The organism is Phycicoccus sp. M110.8 (genome assembly GCF_032464895.1).
In the GTDB taxonomy this organism is placed as follows: domain Bacteria; phylum Actinomycetota; class Actinomycetes; order Actinomycetales; family Dermatophilaceae; genus Pedococcus.
In genome coordinates this window covers 552,995-573,507 of sequence record NZ_JAWDIC010000001.1, presented here as the reverse complement: position 1 = coordinate 573,507, position 20,513 = coordinate 552,995, and the positions used below count along the sequence as shown (strand labels likewise).

13 protein-coding genes are annotated in these 20,513 nt (G+C 72.3%); 4 read left to right on the top strand and 9 right to left on the bottom strand.

The genetic code is table 11. The annotated features are described in order from the left end of the window. The first annotated feature begins 17 nt into the window (after positions 1-17). The gene (locus RKE38_RS02765; protein ID WP_316005926.1) at positions 18-1,328 is read left to right on the top strand and encodes a hypothetical protein; all 1,311 of its coding nucleotides are present in this window, start codon (positions 18-20) and stop codon (positions 1,326-1,328) included. A gap of 1,022 nt (positions 1,329-2,350) precedes the next feature. Next, positions 2,351-2,947: a helix-turn-helix transcriptional regulator gene (locus RKE38_RS02760; RefSeq protein WP_316005925.1), complete on the top strand. Its 597-nt coding sequence runs from the start codon at positions 2,351-2,353 to the stop codon at positions 2,945-2,947. Here the strand turns inward: RKE38_RS02760 and pgm are convergent. The 5 genes from pgm to RKE38_RS02735 are packed head-to-tail and all read right to left on the bottom strand — an operon-like array spanning position 2,860 to position 12,295. Next, a complete protein-coding gene (pgm, locus tag RKE38_RS02755; protein WP_316005924.1) occupies positions 2,860-4,503 on the bottom strand; it encodes a phosphoglucomutase (alpha-D-glucose-1,6-bisphosphate-dependent) in 1,644 nt (547 codons plus the stop codon). The two genes, RKE38_RS02760 and pgm, sit on opposite strands and share 88 nt — an antisense overlap. After that, a complete protein-coding gene (gene glgB, locus RKE38_RS02750) occupies positions 4,500-7,013 on the bottom strand; it encodes a 1,4-alpha-glucan branching protein GlgB (protein ID WP_316005923.1) in 2,514 nt (837 codons plus the stop codon). The genes pgm and glgB overlap by 4 nt, the downstream gene beginning before the upstream one ends. Next, positions 7,010-8,449, bottom strand: coding sequence for a maltokinase N-terminal cap-like domain-containing protein (locus tag RKE38_RS02745; protein WP_316005922.1), 1,440 nt, complete (start codon positions 8,447-8,449; stop codon positions 7,010-7,012). Before RKE38_RS02745 ends, glgB begins: the two co-directional genes overlap by 4 nt. Continuing rightward, complete coding sequence (gene treS, locus RKE38_RS02740; RefSeq protein WP_316005921.1) at positions 8,442-10,154, bottom strand: maltose alpha-D-glucosyltransferase; 1,713 nt, start codon at positions 10,152-10,154, stop codon at positions 8,442-8,444. The genes RKE38_RS02745 and treS overlap by 8 nt, the downstream gene beginning before the upstream one ends. After that, positions 10,154-12,295: an alpha-1,4-glucan--maltose-1-phosphate maltosyltransferase gene (locus tag RKE38_RS02735; protein WP_410055423.1), complete on the bottom strand. Its 2,142-nt coding sequence runs from the start codon at positions 12,293-12,295 to the stop codon at positions 10,154-10,156. The genes treS and RKE38_RS02735 overlap by 1 nt, the downstream gene beginning before the upstream one ends. Positions 12,296-12,411: 116 nt before the next feature. Between RKE38_RS02735 and glgP the strand changes: the two genes are divergently transcribed. Further along, entirely contained in the window at positions 12,412-15,006 is a 2,595-nt protein-coding gene (glgP, locus tag RKE38_RS02730; RefSeq protein ID WP_316005919.1) for an alpha-glucan family phosphorylase, read from the top strand. Between the two features lie 129 nt (positions 15,007-15,135). Here glgP and RKE38_RS02725 read toward each other — a convergent pair whose 3' ends face one another. Beyond that, positions 15,136-15,957, bottom strand: coding sequence for an LLM class flavin-dependent oxidoreductase (locus tag RKE38_RS02725; RefSeq protein WP_316005918.1), 822 nt, complete (start codon positions 15,955-15,957; stop codon positions 15,136-15,138). Positions 15,958-16,068: 111 nt separating this feature from the next. Then, positions 16,069-16,671 carry a YdeI/OmpD-associated family protein gene (locus RKE38_RS02720; RefSeq protein ID WP_316005917.1) on the bottom strand — a complete coding sequence of 201 codons (603 nt, stop codon included), beginning with the start codon at positions 16,669-16,671 and terminating at the stop codon, positions 16,069-16,071. Positions 16,672-16,816: 145 nt separating this feature from the next. Here RKE38_RS02720 and RKE38_RS02715 point away from each other — a divergent pair, with 145 nt between their 5' ends. Then, positions 16,817-17,437 carry a LysE family transporter gene (locus RKE38_RS02715; RefSeq protein WP_316005916.1) on the top strand — a complete coding sequence of 207 codons (621 nt, stop codon included), beginning with the start codon at positions 16,817-16,819 and terminating at the stop codon, positions 17,435-17,437. Positions 17,438-17,440: 3 nt separating this feature from the next. On the opposite strand, the gene map is transcribed toward RKE38_RS02715, so the two are convergent. Together map and glgX are read right to left on the bottom strand one after the other, a co-directional pair. Beyond that, positions 17,441-18,211: a type I methionyl aminopeptidase gene (gene map / locus RKE38_RS02710; protein ID WP_316005915.1), complete on the bottom strand. Its 771-nt coding sequence runs from the start codon at positions 18,209-18,211 to the stop codon at positions 17,441-17,443. A gap of 115 nt (positions 18,212-18,326) precedes the next feature. Continuing rightward, a complete protein-coding gene (gene glgX / locus RKE38_RS02705; protein WP_316005914.1) occupies positions 18,327-20,495 on the bottom strand; it encodes a glycogen debranching protein GlgX in 2,169 nt (722 codons plus the stop codon). Positions 20,496-20,513 lie beyond the last annotated feature (18 nt).

Sequence of the window (20,513 nt, the reverse complement as noted above, 5' to 3'; positions counted from 1 at the left end):
GCCGCAAGTATGGGCGCATGTCCTCCTCACGGAACCACCTGATCGGACTCCTGCTCGGTGCCGAGGGCGACTGGCCGGCGGCGTTCGAGTCCCTCGTCGAGCGGCTCGGGACGGTGACCGGGCCGGACGGCACGCAGCACCGGGTCACCACCGAGCGCGTGACCATCGAGCCGTTCAACCTGCGCGACAAGCCGCGCCACGACCTGGTCATCGACCGGCTGGCGCACTGGTACTACCACCCGCGCGAGTGGCTCAAGAAGGTCGCGCTCATGGACGACGTGTACCTGCTCAACAGCCCGTTCACGTTCCAGTCCATGGAGAAGCACTCGGCGTACTGCGCCCTGCTGCGGCTCGGGATGAACGTCCCCGAGACGGTCCTCGTGCCCTACAAGAACCCCATCGACAACGTGCGCTGGGCGTTCACGTCCTCGAAGTACAACAAGTCCTTCGACCTCGACGAGATCGCCGAGGAGCTGGGGTACCCGATGTTCATGAAGCCGTTCGACGGCGGGGCGTGGCGCGGTGTCTCGATGATCAAGGACCGCGACGACCTGCACGCCGCCTACAACGACTCCGGCGAGATGCTCATGCACCTGCAGAAGGCGGTCGACGGGTTCGAGGTGTTCGCGCGGGCGCTGACGATCGGGCCCGAGACGATGGTGATGAAGTTCCGTCCCGACGAACCCATGCACGGGCGGTATGCCGTGGAGCACGGCTTCCTCTCCGAGGCGGTGGGCAGCGAGGCCATCACCATCGCCCAGACGGTGAACTCCTTCTTCCGGTGGGAGTTCAACTCGTGCGAGATGCTCGTCAAGGACGGGGTGGTCTACCCGATCGACTACGCGAACGCGTGTCCCGACGTCGCCGTGACCTCACTGCACTACTACTTTCCGTGGGCGATGAAGGCGCTGCTCAAGTGGTCGGTGTTCTGCGTGGCCACGGACCGGCGCGCTCGGACCCAGGTGGACACCGACCCGTGGTTCGCCGTGGCCGACGACCCGGACCTGGACTACCAGGGCAAGCTCGCGGCCTACCAGCGGCTGGCGGACGAGCACTTCGAGACCGAGCGCTACCGGGAGTTCTGCGACGCCGCCCTCGGGCACGTCGACGAGCTGGTGCTGGAGTGGGTGGACTCGGACGCGTTCCGGTCGCTGCTGACGAGCACGATCCAGCAGACGTACCCGCCGCACGAGTGGGAGCGGTTCGAGGGGCACTTCGGCGGCCTCACGCGCCTGTGGGTGGCCGACGAGCGCTCGCGGCTCGGCTCAGGCGCCTCCCGCGCCGACGAGGCGGTGGTGGGCGGCCCGGCACCGGCCGTCACCGGCTGAGGGGGGAGGGCCGGGGACGGGTCGACGCACCGATGGCGCGAGCCGGACCTCGACCGCCGGCGAACGCACGACGGCCCGGACACCGTGTGGTGTCCGGGCCGTCGGCGCGCACGTGCGTCGCTCGAGCGGGGGGCTCAGCAGGCGCTGCACTCCTGCGGCACCTGGTGGCGGCGCGCCTCCGGCGTCATCAGACGGGGGCGGCGCAGTCCTCGGAGCTGGTCGAGCGTCGCGAGGTTGGGGCCATGGTCACCGGAGCGCGGGAAGGAGGAGGGGCGGGTCACGGTTCGGGGGCTCTGGCGCGTCGTCATGTCCCGTACAACGGAGCAACCCTCCGTTTAATTCCGGAGGACCCCTCCGAATTCGCCGCGGTCGGTGAGTCGCGCGCTGGACACGGCGCGACACGGGCGCGTGCCGGATCGAAGCCCACGAGGATCTGGAGGGGAAAGGAAGGTGCGCGCACTATGCATTGCCCCAGGGACAGGGGCAGGGCAGAGCGTGCGTGCGGCGGCCAGGGGCGGAGGGTGGGTCGATGCGGACGCCGGTCCTGTCCCTGCTCTGCGCTGCCCCACGGGCCGGGGCAACGCATAGCGCGCGCGGGGCCTGTCCCTGCTCTGCGCTGCCCCACGGGCCGGGGCAACGCATAGTGGGCGCGGGGCCGTCCCCGCGCTGCGCTGCCCCACGGGCCGGGGCAACGCATAGCGCGCGGGGGCCGTCCCCGCGCTGCGTTGTCCCACGGGTCGGGGCATTGCATAGTGCGCGCGGGACCTGTCCCCGCGCTGTGCTGCCCCACGGGCCGGGGCATTGCATAGTGCGCGCGGGACCTGTCCCCGCGCTGCGCTGCCCCACGGGCCGGGGCAACGCATAGCGCGCGTGCGACGGCCAGGACGGAGGGCGGACCGGCACGCGCGCCTTCCCCCCGGGGGACGGACCCCGTCGTCCACAGGCCCGGTCTCGCGAGAGCGGCATCCACAGCCCCGCGGGCTGTCCCCGCGAACCGCGGGCGGGCAGGGCACCGTGGGCGGATGGACCCGGACGACCTCGCGGCCGAGATCTCACGACAGGTGCGACTGACGCGGGCACGGCGTGTGCTCTCGCAGCGCGAGCTGGCTCGCCAGGCGGGGGTGTCCAAGTCGCTGGTGGGCAGGCTCGAGGCCGCGGAACTCCCTGCATCGGTCCACGCGTGGCTGGCCGCACTACCCGGGCTGGGTGTCACCCTCACCGTGGGCGCGGGACCCGACGACGCGGAGCGCGCCGGACCCGACGACGCCGAGGGCGCGGGACCCGACGGCACCGAGTGCACGGGAACCGAGGGTGCCGAGCGCACGGGACCGCGCGACGCGGTGGTGACGGAGCTCGACGCGTACCGCGACCTCGCCGGGCGCCGTTTCCCCGCGCACAGGCGGGTCGAGCCCTTCCAGCTCACCACCTACTGGTGGAGCCGGCACGCCGACCGCCCGCTCAGCGCGCCGAACCCGCCGGCTCGCTGGTCCGGGCGCCGGGCCACAGTCGACACGGCACCCCACGACGAGCGTCAGCCGCCGAGCGCCGCGCCCACCACCTCGCGGGCCTCGGCCTGCACCTGCGCCAGGTGCTCGGGCCCGCGGAACGACTCGGCATAGATCTTGTAGACGTCCTCGGTGCCGGACGGGCGGGCCGCGAACCACGCGCTCTCCGTCGTCACCTTGAGGCCGCCGATCGCTGCCCCGTTGCCGGGTGCATCGGTCAGCTTGGCCGTGATCGGCTCTCCCGCGAGGCTGTCGGCGGCGACGTCACCGGGGGAGAGGGCGGCCAGCTTGGCCTTCTGCTCGCGGTTCGCCGGGGCGTCGATGCGGGCGTACGCCGGGTCGCCGTGCCGCGCGACCAGCTCGCGGTAGTGCTCGCTGGGGGTCTTCCCCGTGGCGGCGAGGACCTCGGACGCGAGCAGCGCCAGCAGGATGCCGTCCTTGTCGGTCGTCCACGCCCGGCCGTCGCGGCGCAGGAACGACGCGCCCGCCGACTCCTCGCCCCCGAAGCCGAAGCTGCCGTCGATGAGCCCGGGGACGAACCACTTGAAGCCCACGGGCACCTCGACGAGCCGGCCGCCGACGTCGGCAGCCACGCGGTCGATCATCGAGCTCGAGACCAGCGTCTTGCCGATCGCGGCACCCTGCGGCCAGTCCGCGCGCGCCCCCCCGAAGAGGTACTGGATCGCCACGGCCAGGAAGTGGTTCGGGTTCATCAGGCCGGCGTCCGGCGTGACGATCCCGTGCCGGTCGGCGTCGGCGTCGTTCCCCGTCGCGAGGTCGTACTCGTCCTTGCGGGCGATGAGCGAGGCCATGGCCGAGGGGGAGGAGCAGTCCATCCGGATCTTGCCGTCCCAGTCCAGCGTCATGAAGCGCCAGGTCGGGTCGACGAGCGGGTTCACGACGGTCAGGTCGAGGCCGTGCCGGTCCGCGATCTCGCCCCAGTACGCCACGGACGCCCCGCCCAGGGGATCGGCCCCGATGCGGATCCCCGCCTCACGGATCCTGGCCACGTCGACGACGCTCGGCAGGTCGTCCACGTAGGTGCCCAGGAAGTCGTACGCACCCGCTGCGGCACGGGCCCGCGTGAAGGGCACGCGCCTGACGTCCGCCAGCCCGCCGGCGATGAGCTCGTTGGCGCGGGCGGCGATGACCTTGGTGGCGTCGGAGTCGGCCGGGCCACCGTGCGGCGGGTTGTACTTGAACCCGCCGTCGGTGGGCGGGTTGTGAGACGGCGTGACGACGATGCCGTCGGCGAGGCCGCTGCCCGTCGTCCGCCCGTCGTTGGCCCGGATGATCGCGTGCGACACCGCCGGCGTGGGCGTGTAGCCGTCACGGTCGTCGACGAGGACGGTCACGTCGTTGGCGACCAGCACCTCGAGCGCCGAGGCCCACGCCGGCTCGGACAGGCCGTGGGTGTCACGCCCCATGAAGAGCGGCCCGTCGTAGCCCTGCGCCGCCCGGTAGTCGCAGATCGCCTGCGTCGTGGCCAGGATGTGCGCCTCGTTGAACGCCGTCCGCAGGCTCGACCCGCGGTGCCCCGACGTCCCGAACGCCACCTGCTGGTCGACGTCCTGCGGGTCCGGCTGCAGCGTGTAGTAGGCCGTGACGAGGTGCGGGACGTCGACGAGGTCGGACGGCTGGGCCGGCTGGCCGGCGCGCGGGTCGCTCATGGCGTGGTCACCTTCTCCTCCTCGACCGGCGCGAGGTAGACGGCGGACAGCTTCGCCACCGTCACCTCGACGGAGTACGGCTGGCCGTCGGCCGGCACCTCCTGCGCCTCCAGCTCGACCCCGGCCTGGCTGGCGGTGCCGAACTCGTCGAACCCGCTCGTGTCGAGCACGACCTTCCAGCGGCCCGCCCGGGGGACACCCAGGCGCAGCGGGTCACGGGAGATGCCGCCGAAGTTCACGGCCACTGCCAGCACGTCGCCCTGCCGGTCAGGGGTCCCGAACCGCAGGTAGGAGTACGTGTTGCCGGCGTTGTCGTTGGCGTTGAGCCACTCGAACCCGGCCGAGTCCGAGTCCAGCGCCCACAGGGCCCGGCTCTCCTTGTAGACCCGGTTGAGCTCCTTGACCAGGTTGTGCACCCGGTAGTGGGCCGCGTGGTCGAGCAGCCACCAGTCGAGCTCGCGGCCGTCGGCCCACTCGGCCTCCTGGGCGAACTCCGTGCCCATGAAGATCAGCTGCTTGCCGGGGTGGCTCCAGATGTACGCGAGGTAGGCGCGGACCGTCGCCAGCTGGTCGTACCGGCTGCCCGGCACCTTGCGCAGCAGCGAGCCCTTGCCGTGCACGACCTCGTCGTGGCTGATCGGCAGCAGGTAGTTCTCGCTGTAGGCGTACATGAGCGAGAACGTCAGCAGGTTGTGGTGGTACTGCCGGTGGACCGGGTCCTCCTTGAGGTACCGCAAGGAGTCGTTCATCCAGCCCATGTTCCACTTCAGCCCGAAGCCGAGGCCGCCCGCGTCGGTCGGCTTGGTGACCCCCGGCCAGGACGTGGACTCCTCGGCGATCGTGACGATGCCGGGGACCCGCTTGTATGCCGTGGCGTTGGCCTCCTGGAGCAGGCCCACCGCCTCGAGGTTCTCGCGGCCCCCGTGCACGTTCGGGATCCACTCGCCGTCACGGCGGGCGTAGTCGAGGTACAGCATCGACGCGACGCCGTCGACTCGCAGGCCGTCGACGTGGAACTCCTCGAGCCAGTACACGGCATTCGCCACGAGGAAGTTGCGCACCTGCTGGCGGCCGAAGTCGAAGATGTACGAGCCCCACTCGGGGTGCCAGCCCTTGCGGGGGTCCGGGTGCTCGTACAGCGGCAGCCCGTCGAACTGCGCCAGCGCCCACGGGTCGGTCGCGAAGTGGCCCGGCACCCAGTCGAGGATGACGCCGATCCCGGCCTGGTGCAGCCGGTCGACGAGGTAGCGGAAGTCATCCGGCGTCCCGAACCGCGCGCTGGGCGCGTAGTAGCTGGTGACGTGGTAGCCCCACGACGGCGGGTACGGGTGCTCCATCACCGGCATGAACTCGACGTGGGTGAAACCCAGGTCGCGGGTGTAGTTGACCAGGTGCTCGGCGAGGTCGCGGTAGGACTGCCCCTTGCGCCACGAGCCCAGGTGCACCTCGTAGACGCTCATCGGCGCGGCGTGCGCGTCGTTCCCGGTGCGGTGGCGCAGCCAGTCCTCGTCCTGCCAGTCGTAGCGCGACTGCTCGACCCGCGACGCCCGTCCGGGGGGCAGCTCGGTCGACCGCGCCATCGGGTCGGCCTTCTCGCGCACGCGGCCGTCGGCCCCGCGGACCATGAACTTGTAGAGGGCACCGTCACCGACGCCGGGGACGAAGAGCTCCCAGACGCCGGACTCGCCGAGCAGGCGCATCGGGTGGGTGCGGTTGTCCCAGCCGTTGAAATCGCCGACGACGTGGACGGCCTGGGCGCGAGGGGCCCACACGGCGAACGACGTGCCGACCACCGTGCCCATCGGGCCGCCGTACTCGCGGACGTGGGCGCCCAGGACGGTCCACAGCTGCTCGTGCCGTCCCTCGCCGATGAGGTACCGGTCGAGGTCGCCCAGCGTGGGGGCGAACCGGTAGGGATCGTCCTGCACGTGCTCGATGCCGTCGCCGTAGGCGACGAGCAGGCGGTAGTCCTGGGTCTGCGTGGCGCCGGGGCGCAGGCCGCGCCACACGCCGTCGGACTCGTGCTCCATCGCCACCTGCTCGCCGTCGGCGAAGCGGACGGCCACCGAGGCCGCGAACGGCCGGAAGGCGCGCACCACCAGGCCCTCGGGCTCGAGGTGGTGGCCCAGCAGGTCGTGCGGCTGCTGGTGGCGGCCGTCGATGAAGGCGCGGATGGCCTCCTGCGGCGTGGCCGGCACGGGGACCGGCTCGGGCTCGCGGCTCACGGGCGGCTCGGTCACCTGGCCGGGTCGGGGCTCCGGGCTCGCGGGCGCCTCGGTCACCTGGCTCGTCGCCGGGGTGGATTCCCGGCTGGCCGGAGGCTCGGTCACCCGGCCCGGCTCGGGTGCTTCCGGGTCCGGGTGGGTCGACGGCGCCGCCGGCGCCTGGGACGTGTCCAGGTGGGGCGCGTCAGGCGTGGCCTGCGTCGGGTCGCCGGGAGTTGTGGCAGGCGTGCTGCCGGCCTGCGGGTCCTTCGGGTCCTTCTTGTTCTTGCCGAACTTGGGGCTCATGCCAGGTCCCTTCGTGCGTCGTCGAGCAGTCGGGCCACTGCGGCGGTCGGGATGGTCAGCCACGGTGGGCGGTTTCGTGCCTCGTACACCACCTCGTAGAGGGCCTTGTCGAGCTGGAACGCGATGAGCAGTGCGGGGTTGTCGCGGGGGTCGGTCCCGGCCGCCGTGGCATACCCGTCGAGGAAGGCGGCCTGCGTGGCGGCGGCCCAGTCGCGGGCGCTCCTGCCGGGATGGGACTGCTCCCACGACCCGGCGGCGTAGTCGAACGAGCGGAGCATGCCCGCCACGTCGCGGATCGCGAGGTCGGGGCGGCTGCGCTCGGCAAGCGGCCGCAGCGGCTCGCCCTCGAAGTCGAGCAGCACCCACCCGCGACCGGCCACCTGCAGGACCTGCCCGAGGTGGTAGTCGCCGTGGATGCGCTGGAGCCGGGGCCAGGGCGCGTTGACGGCCCGGTCGAAGACCGATGCGATCCGGTGCTCGAAGGCGGCCAGGGCCGGCACCTCGGAGGCGGCCGCGACGTACCGCGCCCGCATCCCGGCGACGACGTCGGCGATGGCCGCCTCCGTCACCGGCTCGGTCGGCAGCACCCGTGCCAGCAGGTCGTGCACCTCGGCGGTCGCGGCCCCGAGGTCGCGTGCGGGCGTCGTGAAGTCCTCGCCGGCGCCGATGGCCCGCAGCGCGACGCGCCACGCGTCCTCGGTGCCCGGGAAGAACTCCTGGGCGAAGGCCAGGTGACCGGCAGCGGACTGACCGCCCTCGACGGGCGAGGGCCAGCGTGCCGACACGGCGCCGACCATGCCAGGCACCCGCGTCGAGCCGCCCTCGGAGAGGGCGCCCTGCACCGTCACGTCGGGGTTCTCACCGTCGTGCAGCATGCGGAAGACCTTGCAGATCAACGGCTTCGGGGCGCCGTCGGCGTCGACGCAGTCGAACACGATCGAGGTGTTGGACTGCTCGCCGGACAGCACGCGCGAGCCGCGCAGCGTCACCTCCTGCGTCCACGACCGGTGTCGCTCACCGACCACGTCGGGCTCGACGGTGTCGGACTGCGAGCCGGCTTGCGGGACGGCCCGGCCCAGCGCCAGCTCGAGCAGCTGGGCGGCGTACACCGGGTCGTGCGGCCCGTCGTACACCCAGCGGCGGCCCAGGACCGTGTGCTCCGTCGTGCCGACCAGGGCCGACTGACCGCCCTCGAGCGGAGCGGCGCGGTAGGTGAGGGGCACCTGGTAGAGCACCGGCGCGGGACCGGCCTCGTCGACGACGAGGATGGTCTCGATCCCCACCTGCCCCGCGGGGTCGTCGAGGCGCCACGACCAGAGCTTGCGCAGGCGCGGGGTGCTGCCCTTGGCGGCATACCACCGCTGCCGTCCCATCCAGCCGGCGAGCAGCTCCAGCTTGGTCGGCGACAGCGAGGCGGACGTGTGGATCTCAGCCACGGGCAGCCGCCGGGGCCAGTCGCAGCCAGAAGAAGTCGCGGGAGCCGAGGGTCAGGGTGATGGTGCCGTCGTCGGACACCTTGGGGAACCCGAGGCCACCGAACAGGTCGGTCGTCTGGGCTCCCTTGAACTCCTCGGGCACCTTGATCGTCGTCGCCTGCGGCCGACTGGTGAGGTTGTTGACGCACAGGACGGCCTCGGTGTCCTGCGCGTCGCCCTCGCCGGCCCACTCGACCCGCAGGTAGGACAGCACGCCCTCGTTGTCGCTGGGGCAGACCTCGAAGTTCCCCCGCCCGAACACCGGGTGGTGGCGGCGGATCTCCAGCATCGCCTTGACCCAGTGCAGCAGCGAGGAGCTGTGCGCCATCTGGGCTTCCACGTTGACGTTGTTGTAGTGGTAGACGAGCGAGGAGATGACCGGCAGGTAGAGCTTGCCGGGGTCGGTCGTGGAGAAGCCCGCGTTGCGGTCCGGCGTCCACTGCATCGGGGTGCGGACCGAGTCGCGGTCGTTGAGCCAGATGTTGTCGCCCATGCCGATCTCGTCGCCGTAGTAGAGGCACGGCGACCCGGGCAGCGAGAGCAGGAGCGCGTGGATGAGCTCGATCTCGGCCCGGCTGTTGTCGAGCAGGGGGGCGAGGCGTCGCCGGATGCCGACGTTGGCGCGCATGCGCGGGTCGGGGGCGTACCAGCCGTACATGGCCGCCCGCTGCTCCGGCGTAACCATCTCGAGCGTCAGCTCGTCGTGGTTGCGCAGGAACGTGCCCCACTGGGCGCCCTGCGGGATGGGCGGGGTGTCGGCCAGGACGTCGATGATCGGCGCGGCCTTCTCCTCGCGCAGCGAGTAGTAGAGCATCGGCATGACCGGGAAGTGGAAGCACATCTGGCACTCCGGCGACTCCTCGGTGCCGAAGTAGTCGACGACGTCCGCAGGCGGCTGGTTCGCCTCGGCCAGCAGGATCCTGCCCGGGTACTCCTCGTCGACCATCCGCCGCAGCTTGGCGAGGAACTCGTGCGTCTTGGGGTGGTTCTCGCCGTTGTGGCCCTCCTCCTCGTAGAGGTAGGGGACCGCGTCGAGCCGGAAGCCGTCGATGCCCATGTCCATCCAGAACCGGACGACGTCGAACATCGCCTCGTGGACGGCGGGGTTCTCGAAGTTGAGGTCCGGCTGGTGGGAGAAGAAGCGGTGCCAGAAGAACTGGCGCCGCACCGGGTCGAAGGTCCAGTTCGACACCTCGGTGTCGATGAAGATGATGCGCGCGTCGGCATACTTCTCGTCGGTGTCGGACCACACGTAGAAGTCGCCGAACGGCCCCTCCGGGTCCGAGCGGGACGCCTGGAACCACGGGTGCTGGTCGCTGGTGTGGTTCATGACGAAGTCGGTGATGATCCGGATGCCGCGGGCGTGCGCCTGCGACACGAGCTCCTGGAAGTCCGGCAGCGTCCCGAACTCGGGCAGCACCGCGGTGTAGTCGGCGATGTCGTACCCGCCGTCGCGCAGCGGCGAGGCGTAGAACGGCGGCAGCCAGAGGCAGTCGACGCCGAGCCACTGCAGGTAGTCGAGCCGGTTGATGAGCCCGGTGAAGTCCCCGGCCCCGGACCCGTTGGAGTCGCCGAAGCCGCGGACGAGGACCTCGTAGAACACGGCCGTCTTGAACCACTCGGGGTCGTGCTTGAGGCCGGGCTGGTTGAGGTTGAGACCCTGCATCAGAACCTCCTGATCTCGACGACGTGCACGGGCTCGGTCTCCGGACCCAGTCTCACGTAGACGTTCTCCCCCCACTGCCAGGACTGGTCGGTGACCAGGTCGTGGGCGGCCACCTGGTCCTGCCACCCGAGCCCGAGCGCCGGCATGTCGAGGTGGACCATCGACTCGCGCGTGCTGTGCGGGTCGAGGTTGGCGACGACCACGACGACGTCCTCGGTGCCGTCGGCCAGCACGCGGCGCTTGGAGAACGCCATGATGTTCTCGTCGTCCACGTGGTGGAAGGTGATGTTGCGCAGCCAGTGCAGTGACGGGTGCGCGCGGCGGATCTCGTTGAGCCGCGTGAGGTAGCCGGCGAGCGACTGCCCCTCCTTGGGGCCGCCGGGCTCGTAGTCCTCCCAGTGGCGGTTCTTGTACTGGTACTTCTCGTTGTCGATCTGCTCCTCCGCGCCGGGGCGCGCCACGTGCTCGATCAGCTCGTACCCGGCGTAGATGCCGTAGGTCGGCACGAGCGTCGCGGCCAGGGCCGCCCGCAGCTTCCACGCGGCGGGGCCGCCGAACTGCATGTAGGGCGTGAGGATGTCGTGCGTGGTCGGCCAGAACGACGGGCGCATGTATGCCGCCGCGTCGCCCGCCAGCTCGCGGACGTACTCCTCGAGCTCCCACTTCTGGTTGCGCCAGGCGTAGTACGTGTACGACTGCTGGAACCCGACCTTGGCCAGGGTGTGCATCATCGCGGGCTTGGTGAACGCCTCGGCCAGCCAGATGACGTCCGGGTGGTCGCGCGCGACGTCCTCGATGAGCCACTGCCAGAACTCGACCGGCTTGGTGTGCGGGTTGTCGACGCGGAAGATCTTGACCCCGTGGTCGATCCACACCTGGATGACCCGGCGCACCTCGGCATACGCCCCGGCAGGGTCGTTGTCGAAGTTGAGCGGGTAGATGTCCTGGTACTTCTTCGGCGGGTTCTCGGCATACGCGATGGTGCCGTCGGCGCGCGTCGTGAACCACTCGGGGTGGCTGGTGACGTACGGGTGGTCGGGGGAGCACTGCAGGGCGATGTCCAGGGCCACCTCGAGGCCGAGCTCCTCGGCGCGCGCGACGAAGGCGTCAAAGTCCTCGAAGGTCCCGAGGTCGGGGTGGATGGCGTCGTGCCCGCCGTCGGGCGAGCCGATGGCGTAGGGGCTGCCCGGGTCGTCGGGCCCGGCGTCCAGGGTGTTGTTGGGGCCCTTGCGCGCGGTCGTGCCGATCGGGTGGATGGGGGTCAGGTAGACGACGTCGAAACCCATGTCGGCGATGGCGGGGAGGCGCTTCGCGGCGGTGCGCAGCGTGCCGGACGTCCACGCCCCGGTCTCCGGGTCCTGCACCGCGCCCTCCGAGCGCGGAAAGATCTCGTACCAGGCGCCGTAGAGGGCCCGCTCCCGCTCGACCAGGAGGGGCAGGTCGGCGGACTGGCTGACGAAGTCGCGCAGGGGGCGGTCGTGGAGCTCGGTGCGGACCGCAGGGTCCGTCCCGACGTGCAGGCGTGCCTGCGGGGGGCGCCGGGTGTCGCGCAGGGCGGTGACGGCGTCCTCCAGCAGGGTCCGCGCGGCGGCGGGGCGCTCGACCTCGGCCAGCGCGCGCTCCAGCACCCGCGCGCCCTCCTCGAGCATGAGCTCGGAGTCGATGTCCGCGGCGACCTTGATCGAGGCGTCGTGGTCCCACGTGGCGTACGGGTCCGACCAGCCCTCGACCCGGTAGCTCCACAGCCCCAGCTCCGCGGGTGCGACGACCGCCTCCCACGCGTTGAGCCCCGGGTTGACGAGGGTCATGGGCACGAGGGTCTCGGCCCCGGTGGGGGAGGTGAGCACGACCGAGGCGTTGACCGCGTCGTGGCCCTCGCGGAAGACCGTGGCGGAGACGGTGAGCTCCTCGCCGACGACGCTCGCCGCCGGCCGCGCGCCGTTGTCCACGCACGGGCGCACGTCCTGGACCGGGATGCGGCCGACCGGGCGCTGCGGCGGGGTGGAAAGCGGGGGTTTGGACGCTGCCGCCCGGGTCGTCCCCGGGGCGCCGGCGGACGGCGCGGCGGGGGTGGGGGATGTGGTTGCTCGGGGGGTCGCAGTCACGCGCCTGACGCTACTCGGTTCGCCCGCCGGGCACATGTTCGCGGCGCCCGGTGGACGTCTTTGCGCAGGCCAGGGGCGTGCCGCTGAAATCCCGTGAAAGTTCTGCAAGAAACCAACAAGGATGGGGCCCCGAGGGCTTAGGATGGCCCCTCGTGAAGGCCATCCGACGCTTCAGCGTCCGTACCGTCCTGCCCGAGCCCATTGCAGCGCTCGGCGACCTCGCAAGCAACCTGCGGTGGTCGTGGCACCCCCCGACCCGGGACCTGTTCCAGCGCATCGACGCCGACCGGTGGGCCAAGGTCCGCCACGACCCGGTGCGCCTCCTGTCGGCCCTGTCCCCCCAGGAGCTCGCCGACCTCGCCGGCAACCACGACTTCGTCGCCGCCGTCGCAGCCGCCAAGTCCGACCTCGACGAGTACCTCACCGAGCCCCGCTGGTACCAGGCGTGGGCCGAGGGCCAGGAGGCCGACGACAAGGGCCGGCGCGCCCCCCAGGCCATCGGCTACTTCAGCCCCGAGTTCGGCATCACCGAGGTGCTGCCGCAGTACTCCGGCGGCCTGGGCATCCTCGCCGGCGACCACCTCAAGACCGCCTCCGACCTCGGCGTCCCGATCGTCGGCGTCGGCCTCTTCTACAAGACCGGCTACTTCAAGCAGAGCCTCAACCGCGACGGCTGGCAGCAGGAGACCTACCCGGTCCTCGACCCCGACGGCCTGCCGCTCAGCCTGCTGCGCGAGGACGACGGCACCCCGTGCGTCATCACCCTGGACCTGCCGGGTGGCCGGGAGCTGCACGCCCACGTGTGGCGCGCCCAGGTCGGCCGCGTCCCGCTCCTCCTGCTCGACTCCGACGTGCCGGAGAACGACGAGGCCGCCCGTGACATCACCAACCGCCTCTACGGTGGCGGCGGCGAGCAGCGCCTCCAGCAGGAGATGCTCCTCGGCATCGGCGGCGTGCGCGCGCTGCGCCTGTGGTCGCGGCTCACCGGGGCCCCGGCGCCGGACGTCTACCACACCAACGAGGGCCACGCGGGCTTCCTCGGCGTCGAGCGCATCCACGAGCTGACCCAGCAGGCCGGCCTGTCCTCCGAGGAGGCGCTCGAGGCCGTGCGTGCGGCGACCGTGTTCACCACGCACACCCCCGTCCCGGCCGGCATCGACCGGTTCGGCGCCGACCTCATCGAGCTGCACTTCGGCGGCGACAACGCCGTCGCCGGCGTGCCGATCGAGCGCCTGCTCGCCCTGGGCGCCGAGGACTACCCCGGCGGCCAGGCCGGCATCTTCAACATGGCCGTCATGGGCCTGCGCCTCGGCCAGCGGGCCAACGGCGTCTCCCAGCTGCACGGTGTCGTCAGCCGCGAGATGTTCGACGGCCTGTGGCCCGGCTTCGACGACGACGAGGTGCCGATCACGAGCGTCACCAACGGTGTCCACGCCGGCACTTGGGTCGACCGCCGCGTCTACGAGCTCGCCGCCAAGCACCTCGGCACCACCGACATCGAGCGCGACCACGCCTGGGACCGCATCTCCGACGTCCCCCGCCAGGCCATCTGGGAGACCAAGCGCGAGATGCGCGCCCAGCTCGTCCAGGAGGCCCGCCGGCGCACCCGCTCGTCGTGGAAGAAGCGCGGCGCCAGCCCGGCCGAGCTCGGCTGGGTCGACGACATCCTCGACCCCGACGTGCTGACCATCGGCTTCGCCCGCCGCGTGCCCACGTACAAGCGGCTCACCCTCATGCTGCGCGACCCCGAGCGGCTCAAGCGCCTCCTGCTCGACCCGGAGCGCCCGATCCAGCTCGTCATCGCCGGCAAGTCGCACCCCGCCGACGAGACCGGCAAGCAGCTCATCCAGCAGATGGTGCGCTTCGCCGACGACCCGGAGATCCGCCACCGGATCGTCTTCCTGCCCAACTACGACATCGCCATGGCGCAGTACCTCTACCCGGGCTGCGACGTGTGGCTGAACAACCCGCTGCGCCCGTTCGAGGCCTGCGGCACATCGGGCATGAAGGCCGCCCTCAACGGCGGGCTCAACCTCTCCATCCTCGACGGCTGGTGGGACGAGTGGTACGACGGCGAGAACGGCTGGGCCATCCCGACCGCCGACGGTGTCGAGGACGCCCACCGCCGCGACGACATCGAGGCCGCCGCGCTCTACGACCTCATCGAGACCGTCGTCGCGCCGCGGTTCTACGACCGTGACGCCGACGGGCTGCCGCAGAACTGGCTCGGGATGATGGTGCACACCCTGCAGACGCTGGGCCCGAAGGTCCTCGCGAGCCGGATGGTGCGCGACTACACCACCCAGCTCTACGGCCCCGCGGCCCGGGCGGGGTGGGCGCTCAACGGCGACACCTTCGTCGGCGCCCGCGAGCTCGCGGCCTACAAGGCCAAGGTCACGGCCGCGTGGCCGAACGTCCGCGTGGACCACGTGGAGTCCTCCGGCGTCGGCGACAGCCCGCAGATCGGCGAGACGCTGCACGTGCGCGCGTACGTCTCGCTCGACGGGCTCGACCCCGCGGACGTCGACGTCCAGGTGGTGCACGGCACCGCCCGCGACAGCGACGAGCTCAAGGACGTCGAGGTGAAGTCGCTGGACTTCGTCGAGTCCTACGAGGGCGGCCGGCACCAGTTCGCGGGCGACTTCGCGCTCTCGCGGACCGGGTCGTTCGGCTACACCGTGCGGATCCTGCCCAGGCACGCCGGGCTGGCCAGCACCAGCGAGCTGGGGCTGGTCGTCAACGCCTGACCCGCCTTCCCACCCCGTCGGTATGCCGCGTGCGCGCCCTGCGCACGCGGCATACCGCTGTCCGGGGGACCGGGCGACCCACGACGCGCGGCTGACGCGCGGCCGACGCGGCTGGACGGGTCCGGCAGGTCAGCGACCGCGCAGACGCTCCACGACGGGGGCCAGCACGTCCGCGTGGTCGGTCCCCGCGCACACGTAGGACACCCCGGTCGTCGCGCGCCGGCGCTCGAGCGTGTCGACCATCTCGTCGGTGCCGCCGCTGAGGTACGTGGCCGCCCCCGCCTCGCGCAGTGCCGTCATGGTCAGGCCCATGCGCTGCTCGAGCCACGGCGGCACCCGGTCGCCGACGGCGACGAGGTTGACGTTGAGCACCAGGTCCCGGGCACGGTCGCCCGCTGACCGGAGGACCGTCGTGGCCATCGCGGCGAGGGCGGCCTCGTCCGCGAACGGCGTGGCGCCGAGTGCGACGACGTCCGCGGTCCTCCCTGCCAGGGCGAGCATCCGGGGCCCGGCAGCAGCCACGGTGACCCGGACGTCGGGGGTGCGCTCGCGTACGCACTCGATGGTGCGCTCGAGGCGGCGCACCCGCGCCCCGGGGGAGCCGAAGGGCAGGTCCAGCTCCGCAGCCTCCCGCTCGGCGTCGGGTCGGCCCGCGCCGAGGCCGAGCTCGACGCGCCCGCCCGACAGGGCGTGGAGGGCGGCGGCGTCGGCGGCGACGAGGCCGGGGGTGCGCAGTGGGGCGGCGAGCACGTAGGGCCCGACGACGAGCGCCGTGGTCACGGACGCCGCGGCGGTGCAGGCGACCACCGCGCTCGTGGCGGCCAGGTTGTCGGGCACCAGGAGGCTGTCGAACCCCAGGTCCTCGACGCGGCGGGCCAGCTCCGTCCAGGCCGGCCCCGACCGTGGCATGCCGACGAGGCCGAACCGGAACGGTGTCGTGGTGGTGTCCATGGTCGTCTCCTGGGGTCGCGGGTGCCGGTACCTCCCACGGTCGCCCTCGACGGGCCCCGACGCGTCCGCCCGGAGGCGTCATCGCGCGTACTCCTGCGGGAGCAGGCCGCCTCACGGCCGGCGCGGCCGCTTCCCCTGCGGCATCGGCGTCTCACCGCGCGCCAGCATCTCCACGAACTGACGGATCCTGCGGGCCCGGGTCCCGGGCCGCCGGGCCTCGCCGACGTGGAACACGATCGCGTGCCGGTTCGTGGGGGTGAGCACGTCCCAGGTCGCCTGCGCCCGGGGTGACGCCCGCAGCGCGGTACGCAGGTCGTCCGGCACGGTGGCGGGCACGTCGCCCCCGTAGGCGCGCTCCCACCGGCCGTCGGCCCTCGCCCGCTCCACCTCGGCCAGGCCGGCGGGCCGCATCCGGCCCTCGGCGAGCAGCCGCTCGGCGTTCTGCACGTTGCGCCTCGACCACGGCCCGCGGCTCCGGCGGGGCGTGAACCGCACCCGGTGTGTCGCGTCGTCCCGCTTCCTCAGCCCGCCGTCGATCCAGCCCTGGCAGAGCGCCTCGTCGAGTGCCTCCGCGTAGGCCAGCCGCGTCGGTGCGGCGGCCCCCGGCCGGCACAGCACGAGCCACACGCCGCCGGGTGTCGTGTCGTGGTGCTCGTCCAGCCACCGGCGCCAGGCCGCGGCGTCCGCGACCAGCAGCTCCGGCGGCTCGCCCATGCCGCGATCCTCGTCCCCGGTCGGTCGCCGGTCCAGCACTCCTGCCCCGTCCGGCGACGGCGCCTCGTCCGGGTGCGGGGTGACTGCCTGCCCACGGGTCAGACCGCCCGGTCGGCCCCCTCGGGCCCGACATAGGATCCGGGCCGTGTCGTGGTCGGTGTGGTTCGCCCTCGTGGGGGCGGCGGTGCTCATCTCGCTGACCCCCGGAGCCGGCGCGATCAACACCATGACCAACTCGATCGGCGTGGGCTGGACCCGGTCGATCTGGGGCATCCTCGGCCAGCAGCTGGCGCTGCTCGTGCACATCGCGGTCGTGGCCGCCGGGGTGGGCGTGCTGGTCGCCGAGTCGCACATGCTCTTCGAGGTGATCCGGTATGCCGGTGCCGCCTACCTCGTGTACCTCGGCGTCCGCCAGTTGCTCGCGCGGCCCGAGGCGGTCGACGCCGAGGCGCCCGTGGTGCGGATGACGGCGTGGCAGATGTTCCGGCAGGGGGTGCTGGTCAACCTCACCAACCCCAAGGCCGTCGTGTTCTTCCTGGCCTTCACGCCGCAGTTCATCCGGCCGTCGCGGCCCGTGCTGCCGCAGTACGGCGTGCTGGCCGCCACCGTGGTGGTCGTCGACGTGCTCGTGATGTGGTTCGTCTTCGCCGTGGCCGCCCGCGGGCTGCGCCGGATGACCCGCACGCCGTCGGGGCAGCGCCGTCTCAACCGCATCTTCGGCGGCCTGTTCGTGGGCGTCGGCGTGCTGCTCGCCTCGGTCCACTGACGCTCAGCGGGGGAGCGTCAGGACCTCGGCGCCGTCGTCGGTGACGGCCACAGTGTGCTCGCTGTGCGCGGTCAGGCACCCGGTGGCGCTGCGCAGGGTCCACCCGTCGTCGTCGGTCACCAGCCGGTCGGTGTCTGCCATGACCCACGGCTCCAGCGCCAGCAGCAGGCCCGGGCGCAGGGTGTAGCCGCGGCCTGCCCGGCCCGAGTTGGCCACGTGCGGGTCCTGGTGCATGGTCGACCCCACGCCGTGCCCGCCGAACTGGGTGTTGACGCGGTACCCCGCCCCGGTGAGCACCTCACCGATGGCGTGGGAGAGGTCGCCGACCCTGGCGCACGGCCGCACCTCCGCGATGGCGGCCGACAGCGCCTGCTCGGTCGCGGCAATGAGGTCCAGCGCCCCGTCCGGACGCCGGTCGCCGACGACGAAGCTGATCGCGGAGTCGGCGACGACGCCGCCGAGCGAGATCGCCAGGTCGAGGCTGAGCAGGTCACCGTCGGCGAGGGTGCGGTCGTGCGGCAGCCCGTGCAGGACGGCGTCGTTGACCGAGGTGCAGATGTGGTGGCCGAACGGGCCCCGCCCGAACGACGGCTCGTAGTCGACGTAGCAGGACAGCGCCCCGGCGGCGTCGATGCGCTCGCGTGCCCACTGGTCGATCTCGAGCAGGTTCGTCCCGACCGTGGCGCGGGCCTTCAGGTCCTGCAGGATGTCGGCCACGAGCGCGCCGGTCTCCCGGGCACGGGCCACCTCGGAGGGGGTCAGGATCTCGATCACGCTGCACCCTTTCATGCCGCGCCGTCGGGCACGAGTCACCGCGGGCGTCCGGTGCTGACCCCGTCGCTGGTGACGCCCGGGGCGACGACGCGACCGGGCGACGGCGCGCCGGGTGCTAGGTCTCGTCCAGTGCCCGGTAGACCCGCATGCTGCTCCCGGTCACCTCGACCGGCCCCGGCGCCAGGGGCGGCCCCGGCTCCCCGGGCGCCTCGTCGGCCGAGTCCCAGAGCAGCTCGTATGCCGTGAGGCCGGGTGGCGACGGCAGGGTCACCTTGCCGTCCGACGCCTCGCCGTGCAGCACCACGAGCAGGGAGCGCTGTCCCAGCCACGCCCCGCCGAGGTACATCGACAGCGTCCGGGTGCCGGGGTCCTCCCAGCGGCTGCTGTCCATGGGCACGCCGTCGACGTCGAACCAGGCCAGGTCGGTCGAGCGGTCCTCGTGGACCTCGCGGCCGGTGAAGAAGGTGCGCTGCCGCAGCACCGGGTGCTGGGCCCGCAGCCGGCTCAGGAACGCCGTCGTCCGCAGCAGGTCGCGCTGCCACGGCTGGAGGTCCCAGTCGACCCAGGAGATCTCGTTGTCCTGGCAGTAGGGGTTGTTGTTCCCGCCCTGCGTGCGGCCCAGCTCGTCGCCGGCGCCCAGCATCGGCACGCCGGTGGCGAGCAGGGTCGTGGCGAGCAGGTTGCGCATGGACCGGCGCCGCACCACCTCGACGGCGGCCAGCTCCGCGGGGGTCGCGCCCGCCTCGGCATACCCCTCGATCCCGTGGTTCCACGAGCGGTTGCCGTCGCTGCCGTCGCGGTTTCCCTCGCCGTTGGGGCCGTTGTGCTTGGCGTTGTAGCGGGTCAGGTCGGCGACGGTGAAGCCGTCGTGCGCGGCGACATAGTTGACGGAGGCGACGGGTCCGCGGTCGCGCGCCCCGAACAGGTCCTGGGAGCCGGCCAGCCGGGTTCCCAGCTCGCGCACGCCGTGACCGGCGTCGTGCCCGGAGGCCTGGGCGCCGAGGTCCTGCAGCCAGAACGTGCGCACCGTGTCGCGGAAGCGGTCGTTCCACTCCGAGAACGGGGGCGGGAACTGCCCGGTGCGCCAGCCGTGGATCCCGACGTCCCACGGCTCGGCGACGAGCTTGACGCGCGACAGGACGGGGTCCGTGCGCAGCGCCACGAGGAACGGGTGGTCGGGGTCGTAGTCGTCGGTGCGCCCGCGACCGAGCGCGACCGCGAGGTCGAACCGGAAGCCGTCGACGTGGCACTCCTGCACCCAGTACCGCAGCGAGTCCAGCACCATCCGGCAGACCATGGCGTGCCGCAGGTCGAGGGTGTTGCCGCAGCCGGTGACGTCGATGTCCTGCCCGCGCTCGTCGAGCCGGTAGTAGGCGCGGTTGTCCAGGCCGCGCCAGGACAGGGAGGCCCCGGTGCGGGAGGACTGCTCGGCGGTGTGGTTGTAGACGACGTCGAGGATCACCTCGATGCCCTCGGCGTGCAGCAGCCGCACCATGCCCTTGAACTCGTCCAGGGCGCCCTGCGGGTCGGGGGTGGAGGCGTACGCGGCGTGCGGGGCGAAGAAGCCCAGGGTGTTGTAGCCCCAGTGGTTGACCAGCCCCCGTCGTGCGACGTCGGGCTCGGTGGTGAACGCCTGCACGGGCAGCAGCTCCACCGCGGTGACGCCCACCTCCTTGAGGTGGGCGACGACGGACGGGTGGCACAGTCCGGCATACGTGCCGCGCAGGTGCTCGGGGACGTCGGGGTGCAGCCGCGTCATCGACTTCACGTGCGCCTCGTAGACGACGGAGTCGGCCAGCGGGACGTGGGGGTGCCGGTCGTCGCCCCAGTCGAAGCGGTCCTCGACCACGACGCACCGCGGCACCGCGCCCGCGCTGTCGAGGCGGGACCGGAGGACGTCGTCGCCGCGCAGGTGGCCGTCGACCTGGTGGCCGAAGACCCTGGGGTCCCACGTCGCGTCGCCCTCGATGGCGCGGGCGTACGGGTCGAGCAGGAGCTTGGCCGGGTTGTACCGCAGCCCCTCGGCGGGCCGCCACGGGCCGTCGGCGCGCAGGGCGTAGCGCTGCCCCGGCCCCACGCCCGGCAGGAAGCCGAACCAGATGCCGTGGGTGCGCTGGGTCAGGGGGATCCGGCGCTCGGTGCTGCCGTCGGTGTCGCCCTCGTCGAACAGGCAGACCTCCACGGACTCGGCGTGACCGGCGTAGACGGCGAAGTCCGCGCCACCGTCGAGGAGGGTCATCCCGAGGGTGGGAGGAAGGTCACGCGTGAGCGTGGCAGGCGCCATGGCCCTCAGCCTAGGCAC